We start from the raw sequence: 14,874 nt of genomic DNA on the forward strand, positions 1-14,874 counted from the left end.
CAGCAGGGTGACGGTGGTCGCGCCACGCACCCGGATCGACGTGGCTTTGCCGGCTGACGTCGCGGTGGCGGACCTGCTGCCCATGCTGTTGGAGATGGCGAAGGAGGCGACGCCGGACGGCGGCGCCCGCCACGGCGGCTGGGCGCTCGCGAAGCTGGGCGACGCGCCACTCGACCCGAGCCGGACCCTCGCGTCCCTCGGCGTCGTCGACGGCGAACTGCTGCAGCTGCGCAAGCGCAACGAGAACCCACCGCCCCCGCTCTACGACGACGTCGTCGACGCGATCGCCGAATCCTCCCCGGACAGCTTCCGTCCGTGGACCAAGGAGACGGCGCGCCGCTTCGGGCACGTCGCGGGCGGCCTGGCGCTGTTCTTCGCCGCCCTCGCGCTCTTCACCAGCGGCTCTTTCTACGGCGGCAACGCACTCGCCGCCGCGATCGCGGGCGGTGTCGGCGCGATCGCGTGCGTCGCGATCGGCGCGACACTGGCCAAGGCCTACAAGGCCGAGGCGACCGGTGTGCTGATCGCCGCGGCGGGCGGTCTGCCGCTGGCGTTCGTCAGCGGTTTCTACATCGTGCCGGGGCTGTCCCTGTGGGCGAACCTGCTGCTCGCGAGCACTCTCGTGATCATCGTGGCGGCGGTCTGCATCCTCGTCATCGGACACGGGATCACCACCTTCATCGCGGCCGCGACGACGGCCACGATCGCGGCGCTGACCTTCCTGGCCGCGACGCTCATCGACACCCCGATCGCCGGGATCGCCGCCGGCGCCACCGCGTTCTCGCTGGCCTGCATCTCGATCCTGCCGCGCGCGACGATCAAGCTCGCCGCACTCCCGACACCGCACGTTCCCGGCAGCGCCGAAGAGCTGAAGGAAGACTCGGGCTTCCCGGACTACCGCGCCATTGAACGCCGCACCGCGGTCGCCCACGAGTACATGACCGGTCTGCTGACCGGTTGCGGCGCGGCCACGGCACTGTTCGCGATCATCGCCTCGACCTCTCCGACGGTCTTCGGCCCGATCCTCGGCGTGGTCGCCACGCTGGTCCTGCTCCTCAGGGCGCGGGCGTACGCGAACGGCGCGCAGGCGATCGCCCTGCTGACCACCGGCATGGTGTCCGGCGCGGGCATCCTGCTCGGCTGGATGTGGTCGGCGAGCCCGCTGAACCGCGTTCTGTTCGTGTTCGGCGCGCTGTTGCTGATCGGTGCCGGCGCGCTCGTGGTCGGCGTGATCTTCCCGAACCAGCGCTTCTCGCCGCCGCTGCGGCGGACCGTGGAGATCTTCGAGGCCGTCTTCATCGCGACGGTGCTGCCGCTGGCGCTCGGCGTCATGGATCTCTACACGACGCTGCGCCACCTCAACTTCAAGTGACGACCCGATCGGATGATGCTCTGATGGCCGTAGCGCGGAAGTCCAGGGGGACGCGCGTCCGCCACCTCGGCCTCGCCGGACGTACCGGAACGGTGCTGCTGGCGGCCGGTATCGGTGTTCTCTCGCCGGCGTCGGTGGCTCTTCCCGCGTGGGCGCAGCAAAGCAGCGTCGCGCCGGACGCCGGCGGTTACTACGCGACCCCGCCGCCGGTGGACACGTCCAAGAGGCCGAACGACTCGGGTAAGCCGGACGAGACCTACGAGAAGAAGACCGAGTGCGTCCAGCGCAGCAAACTCGGCGGTGACCAGGTCGACATCAAGAACCGGCCCTGGGGACAGCAATACCTGCAGATCGAACGGGTGCACCAGTTGATGCGCGGTGCCAAGCAGTCGGTCGGCAAGGGCATCAAGGTCGCGGTGATCGACACCGGCGTCTACGCGCACCCGTACTTCGGAGGTCGTGTCGAATCGGGTGGTGACTACGTCGCGACGCCCGGTGGCGGCAAGGCGCCGGGGCTCGAAGATTGCGACGGCCACGGCACCGAGGTGGCGGGGATCATCGCCGCGAACCCGCCCGACGCGAGCATCGGCTTCCGAGGGGTCGCGCCGGATGCCACGATCCTGTCGATCCGTCAGTCGAGTCAGAACTACGAGAAAGCGGAGAAAAAGGAAGAGCCGCCGGCCTCGTCCAACTCGGCACCGCCTTCATCGTCTAACAATCCGGGTTCACAGCTTCCGCCGTCCTCCGGGAACGGCACTGGAGGCGGCGCGACGGACGGAACCGCGCCCGGCCAGGACAAGGGCGGACGACAGCAGGGACAGGGCAAGACCGCGGGCACGCTGACAACGCTCGCGCAGGCCGTGGTCCGGGCTGTCGATCAAGGCTCCAACGTGATCAACATGTCGGTCGACAACTGTCGCCCGGCCACCGGAAGCATCACCAAGGGTGAGCAGGAGCTTCAGGCTGCGGTGAACTATGCCGTCGAGCGCAATGTTGTCGTCGTCGCGGCAGCGGGCAACGTCGGCGACAAGTGCCTGCAGAACGATCAGCCGGACCCCAAGTCGCCCAAGACGATCGTCACGCCGCCTTGGTTCTCCGAAGACGTGCTGTCGGTCGCGGCGATCGACGAGACCGGCGGTGTCGCGAATTTCAGTGTCAATGGGCCGTGGGTCAGTGTCGCCGCCCCAGGCACCAAGATCATTTCGTTGGACCCCGCGGAGGGTTCCAGCAGCCTGGCCAACCTGACCATCGAAGGCAACGGGCAGCCCGGTGAGATCCAGGGGACCAGCTTCGCCGCCCCGTACGTCGCAGGTGTGGCCGCACTTGTGCGCCAAAAGTTCCCAGAGCTGAATGCCCGTGAGGTGATGACCCGGATTAAGGAGACGGCTCAGCACCCCGCGGCGCCGGGCGGCCGGGACAACTTCGTCGGCTTCGGCGTCATCGACCCGATCGCGGCGCTGACGGCGATCGTGCCGTCGGAGGCGGACAAGGCCAAGCCGGTTCAGCTGCCCGCGAATCTGCCGCCCGCGAACGATCGTGACCCCGCCCCGATGATCGTCGCGCTCGCCGGAACCGGCGGGGGCTTGGTGGCGCTGCTCGTCACCCTGTTCGTGGTGCACTCGGTCCGCCGCAACCGGCCTGCCACCTCACCAGGCCGCAAAACCCCGTAGCACGTGCGTTTCGCGGGCTAACCGCGATCCGGGCTCGCCTCAGACCGGCCCAGATCGCGGTTAGCCCGCGAAAGTCGCTCTGGCCCTTGGGGGCTCCTACTTGGCGGGCTTGGGCTTCGGGGCGGGTTTCGGCGGGGTCTCGTCCTCGCCGATCACGGGCGGGACGACCTGACCGGGCTCACCGACCACATCGGACGGTTTCGAAGCGGGCCGCGTCTTGGACTGGTGGGCCGTCTGGCCTCCACCGCCCATGCCGCCCATCCCCATCATGGGCGCCATCCCCATCGGCATCATCGCCGAACCGGCACCGGCCACACCCGATCCCTGCGCCGGCGCGGCCTGAACGGGCGCGACCTCGGGGATCAGCGCCTGCCCTTGCTCGATCAACGGTTCCTGCGATCCGGTCTGCCTGCCCTCGGCCGCGGACGGCGACGTCGACTGCTCATCGGACGCCGCACCGGAATCGGCCTCGACGGAGGCCTTCTCCTGAACCGGCGCACCCGGGGCCTCGGAATCGTCGTGGAGCTTGAATTCGTCCTGCGGGTACCGGTGAGTGATCTCGATACTCCGCGAACTGGCGTCAGGGTCGTCGACGCCGTCACAGAACCGCACAAAGCCCTCAAGGACGTTACGAGCGGCCTCGAAGAGCGCCTTGGCCGACTCCTGCGCCTCCTCCAGCTGCGTTCGCGCCCGCCGGACACCGCCGACCGGCAGCATCGCGGTCTCGGAGGTCAGTTCCGCCGTGTCGACGAGGACCTCGACGAGGTCGGTCAGGATGCGCCGGATCGACAGCACCAGTTCGTCGAGCGAACTCGCCAGCGTCGTGAGGGCGTCTTCGACGTCAGAGCCCGCGGCGTGGATGTCCACGATGTACGCGACGAACGCGTCGGCGTCCTTGCCGGACCACCCGGCGTCGAGACGCCCGAGGTCCTCGGAGAGCTCCTTCGAAACGTTGCCCGCGGTCTTCGCTGCTTTCCGCAGGAGGTCCGCCTCGTTCTTCAAGTCCTCCCAGCGTCCCACCAACGGGGTCAGGTAGGTCTCGACCGGATCGATCAGCCCCAGATGGCCGGACAGCTCCGAAACGAAGGCGAGATGCGGTGCCGCTGCCTCGACCAGCTCCTCCCCACCCGAACCCGTCGCGTTTAGCGGGCTAAACGCGCTCGGGGCCGGCTCGGGGGCAGCCGGGCGTGCGGCGGCCGCCATCGGGTGCGGGATGGAATCCGTCGGGTTCTCCGATTCGGCGATCATGCGGTTCAGAGCTCCACGGCGCGGTTGATCATCTGCGCTGCCTCGTCGTCGTGCCCGGCATGCCGCGCGGTCACGGTGTGCAGGGCCTCGGATGCCGACCTCAACGCGGCCGCGCCCTCCACCAGCTGACGCCGGATCGCCTCGGCCGCACGCCCATAGGACGCGCCGAGGCCCAATTCCTCCCCCAGCGTGCCGTGGGATTCGACGGTGACGCCTTCACCGGTCACCTCCGCGGCCGCCAGGTCGAGCTCTCCGGCGGCCGCGTCCACCCGCTTCGCATAGTCACCGACGACGTTGCCGTCGATCTTCAGGCCGGCCACTGCACCCTCCACTCACCCGATACCGCTCGGGCGTTGAGACGCTCGCGCCGTCCGGCGGGTTCCCGTGATCAGTTACCGGCCGGAGCCTGCTGCGACTGCGTGGCGACCGAACCGGCCCTGTCGTCGATCGGCACCGTGTCGAACGTGCGGAGCACGTCCTGCGTGTTCAGCGAAGCACCGGTGGGCAGGATCCTGACGATGGACTCAGGGGCCGGAACCCGCTTGTTGAGCCCGATCGAATCCGCGGTCACGGCGTCAGGGACGCCATAACGGATCCCGCGATCGGAGATCAGCTGGATGGGTCCCTTGTCGAAGGTCTCCTTGCCGGTCGCCGACTGGACGACGGCCGCGAAACCGGGCTCCATGTAGAAGCTGTTGATCGGCGCGCCGACCGGACCGGGGGTGCCGATCTTGACGCCGGGCGCGGATCCGTCGGCGTTCCTGCCCTTCGGCAGCTTGTCGTCGACGAACACCGCCGTGTGCCCGTCCCGGCTGCTGCCTTCGCCCGCGATGGACCAGCTCAGGCAGGAGACCCGCGAACCCTGGGTCGCGTCGAGCACCGTCGGCACGGTCTGCGGGTAGGCGTCGAGCTCGACGACCTGGGAGACACGCGTGAGGTTGCGGATCTTGCCCAGCGGCACGGACATGACCGACGTGCTGCCGTCGTTCTTCCCGGTCTGGACGATGTCGGCGACCGCCGGGGAGATGGCCTGGATTCCTTCCTTCGTGATGAGGTAGAAGTCCTTCCGCCCTTCGGCCTGCTCCGTCGAAAAGACGTCGCCGACCCTCATATCGTCGATCTCGTAGTTGGGCCGCTCGCCCTTGCCCGGCACGTCCGGGAGCTTCAGCTCCGGAACCTCGGGGATCGCGTCCAGCAGGCCCTGGGAAATACCGCGCGGCCGATCGGACAGCTTCAGCGCGGACCGGACGGCGTTCGCGTCGGGCTTGATCTCGGCCTTGACGGCGTTCGCGTTGCGGGCGTTGGGGTCCGGCGTCTGCCGGTAGATCAGGTACTCCCGGCCGTTGGCGCCCTTGGCCAGCAAGGCCTCGTTCTGGCCAAGCTCACGGTTCCCGAGCTGCTTCACACCCGCGTAGACGGTCGTTTCCGTCTTCGAGAGGTCCGGCTGGGGCACCGACTCGTCGTACTTGACCTCGTCGCAGACGCCCCATTCCGGGGTGACGCGCTGCGAGTCCGTCGGCATCAGCTGAGGACCGTTGGGAATACCCATGAGCTGGCCGCGGGGAATGTTCTTCAGCTGTTCATCCGAAACGACTGTGGGGTTCTTCACCTCTGAGGCCTGCGTGGGCCCGGAAGGCTTGCCCCCCGACTGCTGCGCCCCTTGTTTCGACTGCGCGATGATCAGCAGCCGCGCGGAGGCGAGATTGAAGGTCGGAATCAGCTTCTTCGGGTTCCCGGCGACGACGTACACCGTTCCCGACTGTTCGCCGATGACGATGTTGCCCGCGTCCGGCACGGAGGGCTTCGGGTTCAGCAGGCCCCAGATGACGAAGACCAGGACGCCCAGCGCGGCCAGCACGACACCCACGATGGTGGCCCGCGTGTGCGTGCGCATCGGGTCGTGGAGCATGACGGCGTCGCGACGGACCAGCGCGGATTGCATCCGTCGCAGAACGAACTGATAAGCCTGAACTTGAGACTTAGTAGTCGGTGTTGATGGCATTCTCGACCTACAGTCCTCCCCGTCGCGGTACGGTTCCGCAGGATAGCCGTACGGGGACCGTCTGGTGTGGGGTTTCTACCAACTCCAGCTAGTGTCAAGTTCCTCGGGACCGGCTTTCCGGGTACGCAGCAAGCACGAGGGGAAGAGAAAGCGCGGATGTCCGTCACCACTCCTCCACGTCCGCCCGGCCCTCCGGGGTCTCAACCTCCTGGTCGTCCGCCGGGGCCGCCGCCAAGGCCCGGCAGACCGGGTGGTCCGGGCGGCCCGGCCGGAGGCCCGGGAGGTCCCGGTGTTCCTCGCGGTCCCGGGGGCCCAGGCGGCCCTGGAGGTCCTGGCGGCCCGCAGGGTCCCGGTGGACCGGGAGGCCCCAAGGGACCCGGTGGCCCCGGCGGACCTGGCGGTCCGGGAGGCCCCGGTGGGCCAGGCGGCCCGGGCGGTCCTCCGTCCGGCGGCCCCGGCCCGCAGTCCGGTCCCCCACCGACTCCGGCGGTGCGGATCGCCGCGCCCGCGCGGCGCCGGACCGGTGGGATCAACCTCGGCCCGCTGCCCGTGGCGAACCTGGTCGTGCTCGAACTCGGGCTCGCGGTCGGTCTCGTCCTCCTCGCGATCGACATGAAGCTGAAGTACATCGCGATCGGCGTGCTCGGATTCGCGATCATCGTCGCGTTCCTGCGCTGGGGCGGCCGCTGGTTCACCCAATGGGCTGGACTCACGATGCGGTACATGTTCCGTTCGCACGATCGTGTGGCGAATCCGCTTCCGCCGAGCAGCATCGAATCGCTCGCCGCCGAAGAGGACGCCGTCACCGGCCCCGACGACGCCCGAGTGAACCTGCTTCGTCTCGCCGTTCCCGATCTCGTCGTCGCGCACGGCGTGGACCACGAACGCCAGCAGGTCGGCATCGCGTGGAACGACGGCACGTGGACCGCGGTCCTGCTCGTCGAACCCGCGCCCGCGCTGATCACCCAGGCGGGTGGAGCGCCGAGCCTTCCGCTGTCCGCGCTCGCGCCGTGCCTCGAAGACCGCGGCGTGGTCCTCGACTCGATCCAGATGATCTGGCACTGCTACCCGGGCAGCGCCGCGCTTCCGTCGGACTCGCCCGCCCTCAGCTCCTACATGGAGGTGCTCGGCCCGCTTCCCGCGGCCGCGCGGCGGACGACGTGGGTCGCCATCCGGCTCGACCCGCGCCGGTGCCCGGCCGCCATCCGCGAACGTGGCGGCGGCGTCGTCGGTGCGCACCGCGCGCTGATCGGCGCGCTGTCGCGAGTGCGCAACGCCTTGGAATCGCAGGGCGTGCCGACCCGGCCGCTCGACCCGGACGAGTTGCTGCGATCCAGCATTTCGGCCGCGGAACTGACCGCGGTCGCCGGTTCGCAGGGGAAGGTCGGTCTGCAGGAACGCTGGACCGGCGTCACCGCGGCCGGCATCGGGCACGCGAGCTACGCGATCACCAGCTGGCCGAAGGGCAAGATCAGCGGCAGCCTGAACGCGTTGACCAGTGTCCGCGCGCTGTCGGCGACGGTCGCGATGTCGATCTCGCCGTCCTCGGACGAGGGCAAGATCGGCCTGCGCGGAATCGTTCGCCTGAGTGCGCGCAACCCGCGTGAACTGGACGCGGCCGACCAGCGGCTGCAGGGCATCTCGGACCGGCTGGGTGTGACGCTGACGCCGCTGCGCGGCCTGCAGATCTCCGGGTTCTCCGCGACTTTGCCGATCGGAGGCACGGCATGAGCACCCGCATGCGCGATGCAGGCCAGAGCGCCGGTGTCGCCCCGGAATTCACCGTCGACCCGGCGATGCTCGACGCGATCAGCCCATCCGGTGACCGCGGCGGGATCGTCCTCGGCTCCGGTCTCAAGGGTGAGCCGCTGACGATCTCCGCGCTGCGCTCGACACCGACCCGGATCGTGCTGGTCGGTGGCCTCTACCTGGCTCGCCAGGTGGCGTTGCGGGCGATGGCGGTCGGCGCGTGGGTCGTCGTGGCGACCGGACGTCCGGCCGCGTGGCAGGTGCTCCCCCAAGCCGCGGGGAACCAGCCCAACGGCAGGCCTTCGCCGCTGGTACAGATCCGGCGGCTGTCGCCGGTGGACCTCCCGCGTCCGTCCGAGGACGCGCCGCTGCTGGTGGTGACCGACGGCGGTCCGACGCCGCAGGATCTGTTCCCGCCGCGGTCGCCGTGGCAGACGACGGTGTACGTGCTGCCGTACCTGCACCCGCAGGCCGGGGCGACCGCGAACGCGGCCGACCTGGTGCTGATGCAGCGGCTCCCGCCGGGCCAGGCCGAACTGGCGGCCCGCATCTGGCGGCTCCCGCCCCAGATGATGAAGCAGCTCACGACGCTGAAGGACGACCAGGTGGTCGCGCTGGGCCGGAACCTGTGGCGTCCTCTTCGCCTGGTCACCACCGCGAAAGAGCAGCAGATCCTTGGCCCGGTGCGCCGAGGCGACTAACCCCGCCCCGCGTCGACTTTAGCGGGCTAATCGCGCTCTACGGGGGCACTGTCCATTTCGGACGGTGCCCCTTTTGCGTGCCGCCACGTCGCGTTTTGCCCCCTAAACGCGATCCGAGGCGTGGGGTTTGCGAGTCAAGGGGCAATTACGCCGACTGTGGACAAGCCGGGGGTTGTGGATAAGTCGGCCGGAAACGGCGGTGATGGCGTCGGGCTGTCGGTCTTGTCGGTCACCGTGTCGACATGACCAAACCTTTCGATTCATCTCATCTCCCCGATGTCTTCCGCGGCTCGGAAGCGCGCAAGGCAGGTCTCATCACGGCCAGCCAGTTACGCGGCTCGAGCGTCCGACGGCTGTTTCAGGACGTCTACACACGCGCCGGCGTCGAGGTCACCCACGAGCTGCGCTGCCGAGGCGCCGCGCTGCTGGCACCGCCAGAAGCAGTCCTGACCGGGCGATCGGCCGCGACCGTTCACGGCGTCGAGCTGGCCAACCCCAACGACCCCGTCGAGATGATCGTGCCGGAGAAGAATCGCTTCGGCCCGATCGTCGGCATCAAAGTTCGGCGGACCGAGGTCAAACCCGAAGAATCGAGACCCTGGAACGGCATCCGCATCGCACGGAAACGCCGAATAGCGCTGGATCTCCTGCTTCGGCTTTCTCCACGCAAATCCAGCTGGACGCGAAGACTCCGTATCGGCGTCCCGGATCTGGACCAGTTCATGAGGGCGAACAATCTGACCGATCTGCACCTCAACGGCGAGTTCTACGGTCGTCGCAATAGAGGAATTCGCTTGGCCAGGCATGCTTTACGCCTGTCCGACCCTCGCGCGGAATCGCATCCGGAATCGGAGCTCCGCATCGTGCTCGCAGCCGGTGGCATCACGGCGACGCCTCAGGTCGAGGTCAAATCCCGAACCGGCCGTTTCCTCGCTCGTCTTGATCTCGCGGACGAGAAGTTCCGGGTCGCCATCGAGTACGACGGCCGATGGCACAACACCCCGAGGGAACAAGCCTATGACCGCAAACGCCGAAGACGCGTGGAAGCCGAGGGATGGCGATTCGTCATCGCCACCGCGGAGGACCTGGCGAACGACTTCAAAGGCATTGTCGAGGCCGTCTGGCAGGCCCGCCGCGGCGCGTTTAGCCCGCGAAAGGCGCCGTGTCCGGATCAGGAGGGGGTGCGCATGGCGCGCGTTTGATCGGCACGCGCGGCGAGTTCGGCGTCTGGCGGGTAGTCGACGGCCATCAACGTCAGGCCGTGCGCCGGAGCGACGGCGCTGTCGCGCGTCCGGCTCTCCAAGACGTCACCAGGCCAACCGAGCGGACGTCGGCCGTCACCGACCAAGAGCAGAGCCCCCACCAGACTGCGCACCATGGAGTGGCAGAACGCATCAGCGGAGACCTCGACCTCGACCGCGTGCGGCCCGGTCCGCCGCCACACGAGCCGCTGCAGCTCGCGAATGGTCGTCCCGCCTTCACGCTGCTTGCAGAACGCGGCGAAGTCCTGGAGCCCCAAGAGAGCCGCCGACGCCTCATTCATCGCGTCGACGGAAAGCGGCCGCCCCCAGGCCAAAGTGTCATGACGCCGCAACGGATCCACGCCCCACGGCGCGTCCGAAACGCGGTACAGATAGTGGCGCCGCACGGCCGAGAACCGCGCGTCGAACCCGGGCGCCGCCACCCGCGCATCCAGCACCCGCACGTCACCCGGCAGGTACCGATTCCAGCGGTGCCGCATCCGCCCCAGGTCAGGGATGCCCTGCTCGTCCAGTTCCAGACGACCGGATCGCGTTTTGCCCGCTAAAGGCGACGCGTCGACGTGGACCACCTGGCCGGCAGCGTGCACACCGGCATCGGTGCGGCCGGCGACGACGACGGACTTCGGGACCGAGGCCCCTGGGGGCTGCTTCGCGAGCGCCTCTTCGAGGACTCCCTGCACCGTGCGCCGTCCGGGCTGCCGCGCCCAGCCGGAGAAATCGGTGCCGTCGTAAGAGACGTCCAGACGCAGACGAACGAGCCCGCCCTCCGCAGTGGGAGTGGCGGGCTCGTCCGGGGTGTTCGGTGCCGTCAGGACGTCAGTCCTTCTTGCTGTCCGCGTCCGCGGCGGGGGCCTCAGCGGCCTCGTCGGCGGCGGGAGCCTCGGTGGCCTCCGGAGCCTCGGTGGCGGCCGTGTCGGCAGCCTCAGTGGCCTCGGTGGTCTCCTCGGCGGCCGGAGCGGCAGCCTTCGGCTCGTCCTTGGCGAACTTCGTCTTGCGCGCGGCCTCGGCCTCGGCGGTGACGGTCTTCTCGGACACCAGCTCGATGACGGCCATGGGGGCGTTGTCGCCCTTGCGCGCCATCGTCTTGGTGATCCGGGTGTAGCCACCCGGACGCTCCGCGAAGAACGGACCGATCTCGGCGATCAGCTTGTGCACGACATCCTTGTCGCGCACGACGCGCTGGATCTGACGACGGTTGTGCAGGTCGCCCCGCTTCGCCTTCGTGATCAGCTTCTCGGCCAGCGGGCGCACCCGCCGGGCCTTCGCCTCGGTCGTCGTGATCTTGCCGTGCTCGAACAGCTGAGTGGCCAGGTTGGCCAGGATCAGCCGTTCGTGCGCGGGCGACCCGCCGAGACGGGGTCCCTTTGTGGGGGTGGGCATCGGTTCTCCTCGTTCAGCTCACAGCTGAAGGCCGGCGCTCCCCCACCCGACCGGTGAGGGAGCCGTAGCTGGCCTTACAGCTGCTCCGTCTCTGCGTAGTCCTGGCCATCGTCGTGGCCGTTGTCCGAAATTCCGTCCGTGATGCTGTCGACGCCCTCGGACCAGCCTTCACCGTCGTAGCTGGCCGCGGCCGCGGTCGGGTCGAACCCGGGCGGGCTGTCCTTCAGCGCGAGGCCGAGACCGACGAGCTTGAGCTTGACCTCGTCGATCGACTTCGCACCGAAGTTGCGGATGTCCAGCAGGTCGGCCTCGCTGCGCGAGACCAGTTCGCCGACGGTGTGGATGCCCTCGCGCTTGAGGCAGTTGTACGACCGGACGGTGAGGTCCAGGTCCTCGATCGGCATCGCGTAGGCGGCGATGGTGTCCGCCTCCTGCGGCGACGGGCCGATCTCGATGCCTTCGGCGTCGACGTTCAGCTCGCGCGCGAGACCGAACAGCTCCACCAGCGTCTTACCGGCCGACGCGACAGCGTCCCGCGGCGTGATCGACGGCTTCGTCTCCACGTCCAGGATCAGCTTGTCGAAGTCGGTGCGCTGCTCGACACGGGTCGCCTCGACCTTGTAGGTCACCTTCAGCACCGGGGAGTAGATGGAGTCGACCGGGATCCGGCCGATCTCCGCGCCCGCCTGCTTGTTCTGCAGGGCCGGAACGTAACCGCGGCCGCGCTCGACGACGAGCTCGATCTCGAGCTTGCCCTTGCCGTTCAGCGACGCGATGTGCAGATCCGGGTTGTGCACGGTGACACCGGCCGGGGGCACGATGTCGGCGGCGGTGACCTCACCGGGGCCCTGCTTGCGCAGGTACATGGTGACCGGCTCGTCCTCTTCCGAGGAGACCACGAGCTCCTTGAGGTTCAGGATGATGTCGGTGACGTCTTCCTTCACCCCGGGAACGGTGGTGAACTCGTGCAGCACGCCGTCGATGCGGATGCTCGTCACGGCCGCGCCCGGAATGGACGACAGCAGCGTGCGCCGCAGCGAGTTGCCGAGCGTGTAGCCGAAGCCGGGCTCCAGCGGTTCGATGGTGAACCGGGAGCGGGTCTCGTTGACCGTCTCTTCGCCGAGAGCCGGTCGCTGGGAAATCAGCATCTTTCCTAATTCCTTTCCAAACGGCGCCCGCCATATGACACCGAAAGGGATGGCGAAGCGGCGGCGCACTCCGGGCGCCGCCGCCCGTGCCCACATCGGGCCGGGGAAACCCCGGCCCGATGATGGATCACTTCGAGTAGAGCTCGACGATCAGCTGTTCCTGGACCGGAACATCGATCTGAGCGCGCTCCGGGAGCTGGTGGACCAGCACGCGGAGGTTGGACGGAACGACCTGGAGCCACGCGGGAACGGGACGCTCGCCGAACGACTCCTTGGCCGCGACGAAGGGCAGCATCGCGAACGACTTCGGCCGCACGTCGATGATGTCCCACTTCGTGACCTGGTAGGACGGGACGTTGACCTTGACGCCGTTGACCAGGAAGTGGCCGTGGCTCACCAGCTGACGCGCCTGACGGCGGGTGCGGGCGATGCCGGCGCGGTAGATCACGTTGTCCAGACGGGACTCGAGGATCTGCAGCAGGTTCTCACCGGTCTTACCGGGACGCCGGACGGCTTCCTTGTAGTACCGGACGAACTGACGCTCGAGAACGCCGTAGGTGTAGCGAGCCTTCTGCTTCTCCTGCGACTGCAGGAGGTACTCGGACTCCTTGATGCGCCCGCGGCCGTGCTGGCCCGGCGGGTAGGGGCGACGCTCGAAAGCCTGGTCGCCGCCGATGAGGTCAACCTTGAGGCGACGCGAAATACGCGTCGCGGGGCCGGTGTAACGAGCCATTTCTTCTTACTCCTCCCCGTTCCTCAGACCCGGCGCCGCTTGGGCGGGCGGCAGCCGTTGTGAGGCTGCGGGGTCACGTCCTGGATGGTGCCGACCTCGAGGCCGGCCGCCTGCAGCGAGCGGATCGCCGTCTCGCGGCCCGAACCCGGGCCCTTCACGAAGACGTCGACTTTCTTCATGCCGTGCTCAGCAGCCTTGCGGGCGGCGTTCTCGGCGGCCATCTGCGCGGCGAACGGGGTGGACTTACGCGAGCCCTTGAAGCCCACGTGACCACTCGACGCCCACGCGATCACGGCACCGGTCGGGTCCGTGATCGAGACGATGGTGTTGTTGAAGGTGCTCTTGATGTGCGCGTGACCGTGCGCGACATTCTTCTTTTCCTTACGGCGGACCTTCTTGGCCCCCGCCGCAGTACGAGACTTCGGTGGCATGTTCTGAGGGTTCTCCTGTTAGCGCGCGTTCTCTTGGTGAGCGGCGACCGCTTCGGCCTGTCCGCGCCGGATGATCGAACCGGCGTCGGTGTACAGGTTGCGGAGCGCCATCGGGCGGGCGTAAAGCGCCTTGGGCGAGACACAAGCCGAGCCGCGGCGGTGGACGCCGCCCATACGCACGACCTTCTTGCCCTGGACGCTCACTTCTTGCCAGCCTTCTTCTTGCCGGCGACCGTCTTCTTCGGACCCTTACGGGTGCGGGCGTTCGTCTTGGTGCGCTGACCACGGACGGGAAGTCCGCGACGCCAGCGAAGGCCCTCGTAGCACCCGATCTCGATCTTCCGACGGATGTCGGCGTTCACCTCACGGCGAAGGTCACCCTCGACCTTGAAGTTCTCCTCGATGTAGACCCGCAGCTTGGCGAGGTCGTCATCGCTCAGATCCTTGACGCGAGTGTCCGCGTTGAGCTCGGCAGCCGCGATGAGCTGCTTCGAGCGGGTACGGCCGATGCCGTAGATGTAGGTCAGCGCGATCTCCAACCGCTTTTCGCGGGGGAGGTCTACGCCAGCGAGTCGTGCCATTGGCGTTGATGCTCCTTCATAGAATTCATCTCCAGGTCTGCTCCCCGTCCGGTCCCGGGACCGACTCGCCTGTCGTGCCCTCTGCTTGCGCTTCGGGTGTCCCGGCCCCGGCCTGAAGTCCGGGGGTGAACCGGGCCGTTCGCACGGCCCGGCAGGTGCGGGGAGATTGTGTAGCCGTCAATCCACTCTGTACGAGTGCGAGTGATCAGCCCTGCCGCTGCTTGTGCCGCAGGTTCTCGCAGATCACCATGATCCGGCCGTGACGGCGGATCACCTTGCACTTGTCGCAGATCTTCTTGACGCTCGGCTGGACCTTCACGTCTCCTGCTCTCCTGCTTGTGCTAACTCGTCGTGATCACTTGTAGCGGTAGACGATGCGACCACGAGACAAGTCGTAGGGCGAGAGCTCCACGACAACCCTGTCCTCGGGCAGGATGCGGATGTAGTGCTGCCGCATCTTGCCGCTGATGTGTGCAAGGACCTTGTGGCCGTTCTCCAACTCGACGCGGAACATCGCGTTGGGGAGCGGCTCGACTACGCGGCCTTCGACCTCGATGGCCCCGTCTTTCTTGCCCATGTCCTCCGCATTTCCTGTCG

Annotated in this window: 17 protein-coding genes; 5 read left to right on the forward strand and 12 right to left on the reverse strand. The window is 68.1% G+C overall.

Features of this window, described 5'->3' with window-relative positions; all coding sequences use genetic code 11:
* Positions 1–7: 7 nt before the first annotated feature.
* Positions 8–1,372 carry a type VII secretion integral membrane protein EccD gene (gene eccD / locus ED92_RS02580; RefSeq protein ID WP_081975679.1) on the forward strand — a complete coding sequence of 455 codons (1,365 nt, stop codon included), beginning with the start codon at positions 8–10 and terminating at the stop codon, positions 1,370–1,372.
* Between the two features lie 23 nt (positions 1,373–1,395).
* Positions 1,396–3,042 (forward strand): type VII secretion-associated serine protease mycosin, encoded by a 1,647-nt coding sequence (locus ED92_RS02585; protein WP_037332662.1) that lies wholly within the window; start codon positions 1,396–1,398, stop codon positions 3,040–3,042.
* A 96-nt stretch (positions 3,043–3,138) separates the two neighbouring features.
* Here ED92_RS02585 and ED92_RS02590 read toward each other — a convergent pair whose 3' ends face one another.
* The 3 genes from ED92_RS02590 to eccB form a co-directional block, all read right to left on the reverse strand.
* Entirely contained in the window at positions 3,139–4,290 is a 1,152-nt protein-coding gene (locus ED92_RS02590) for a WXG100 family type VII secretion target (RefSeq protein WP_037332664.1), read from the reverse strand.
* A 5-nt stretch (positions 4,291–4,295) separates the two neighbouring features.
* The gene (locus tag ED92_RS02595) at positions 4,296–4,610 is read right to left on the reverse strand and encodes a hypothetical protein (protein WP_037332667.1); all 315 of its coding nucleotides are present in this window, start codon (positions 4,608–4,610) and stop codon (positions 4,296–4,298) included.
* Positions 4,611–4,678: 68 nt separating this feature from the next.
* Complete coding sequence (gene eccB / locus ED92_RS02600; RefSeq protein WP_081975680.1) at positions 4,679–6,292, reverse strand: type VII secretion protein EccB; 1,614 nt, start codon at positions 6,290–6,292, stop codon at positions 4,679–4,681.
* 549 nt (positions 6,293–6,841) lie between these two features.
* Here eccB and eccE point away from each other — a divergent pair.
* The 3 genes from eccE (at position 6,842) to ED92_RS02620 (ending at position 9,944) form a co-directional block, all read left to right on the forward strand.
* Positions 6,842–8,023, forward strand: a complete 1,182-nt coding sequence (gene eccE / locus ED92_RS02610; protein WP_037335877.1) for a type VII secretion protein EccE — start codon at positions 6,842–6,844, stop codon at positions 8,021–8,023.
* Positions 8,020–8,742, forward strand: coding sequence for a hypothetical protein (locus ED92_RS02615; protein WP_007031058.1), 723 nt, complete (start codon positions 8,020–8,022; stop codon positions 8,740–8,742). Before eccE ends, ED92_RS02615 begins: the two co-directional genes overlap by 4 nt.
* A gap of 242 nt (positions 8,743–8,984) precedes the next feature.
* Entirely contained in the window at positions 8,985–9,944 is a 960-nt protein-coding gene (locus ED92_RS02620) for an endonuclease domain-containing protein (protein ID WP_037332671.1), read from the forward strand.
* Here the strand turns inward: ED92_RS02620 and truA are convergent.
* The 9 genes from truA to infA all read right to left on the reverse strand — a co-directional run bounded on the left by truA (position 9,914) and on the right by infA (position 14,854).
* Positions 9,914–10,747 carry a tRNA pseudouridine(38-40) synthase TruA gene (truA, locus tag ED92_RS02625; protein ID WP_081975735.1) on the reverse strand — a complete coding sequence of 278 codons (834 nt, stop codon included), beginning with the start codon at positions 10,745–10,747 and terminating at the stop codon, positions 9,914–9,916. The genes ED92_RS02620 and truA overlap by 31 nt on opposite strands.
* A gap of 73 nt (positions 10,748–10,820) precedes the next feature.
* A complete protein-coding gene (gene rplQ / locus ED92_RS02630) occupies positions 10,821–11,384 on the reverse strand; it encodes a 50S ribosomal protein L17 (RefSeq protein ID WP_037332675.1) in 564 nt (187 codons plus the stop codon).
* A gap of 74 nt (positions 11,385–11,458) precedes the next feature.
* On the reverse strand, positions 11,459–12,532 hold the full coding sequence (locus ED92_RS02635) for a DNA-directed RNA polymerase subunit alpha (RefSeq protein ID WP_005166811.1): 1,074 nt from the start codon (positions 12,530–12,532) through the stop codon (positions 11,459–11,461).
* Between the two features lie 127 nt (positions 12,533–12,659).
* Positions 12,660–13,265, reverse strand: a complete 606-nt coding sequence (rpsD, locus tag ED92_RS02640; RefSeq protein ID WP_007031054.1) for a 30S ribosomal protein S4 — start codon at positions 13,263–13,265, stop codon at positions 12,660–12,662.
* A gap of 23 nt (positions 13,266–13,288) precedes the next feature.
* A complete protein-coding gene (rpsK, locus tag ED92_RS02645) occupies positions 13,289–13,696 on the reverse strand; it encodes a 30S ribosomal protein S11 (protein ID WP_004558885.1) in 408 nt (135 codons plus the stop codon).
* Positions 13,697–13,714: 18 nt separating this feature from the next.
* Positions 13,715–13,900: a hypothetical protein gene (locus ED92_RS02650; RefSeq protein WP_005166807.1), complete on the reverse strand. Its 186-nt coding sequence runs from the start codon at positions 13,898–13,900 to the stop codon at positions 13,715–13,717.
* Positions 13,897–14,277 (reverse strand): 30S ribosomal protein S13, encoded by a 381-nt coding sequence (gene rpsM, locus ED92_RS02655; protein WP_005166805.1) that lies wholly within the window; start codon positions 14,275–14,277, stop codon positions 13,897–13,899. Before rpsM ends, ED92_RS02650 begins: the two co-directional genes overlap by 4 nt.
* 205 nt (positions 14,278–14,482) lie before the next feature.
* Positions 14,483–14,596, reverse strand: a complete 114-nt coding sequence (gene rpmJ / locus ED92_RS02660) for a 50S ribosomal protein L36 (protein ID WP_004558882.1) — start codon at positions 14,594–14,596, stop codon at positions 14,483–14,485.
* Between the two features lie 36 nt (positions 14,597–14,632).
* Positions 14,633–14,854, reverse strand: a complete 222-nt coding sequence (gene infA, locus ED92_RS02665; protein WP_005166804.1) for a translation initiation factor IF-1 — start codon at positions 14,852–14,854, stop codon at positions 14,633–14,635.
* Positions 14,855–14,874: the final 20 nt, after the last annotated feature.

Source organism: Amycolatopsis sp. MJM2582, assembly GCF_000754115.1.
Lineage (GTDB): Bacteria > Actinomycetota > Actinomycetes > Mycobacteriales > Pseudonocardiaceae > Amycolatopsis > Amycolatopsis japonica.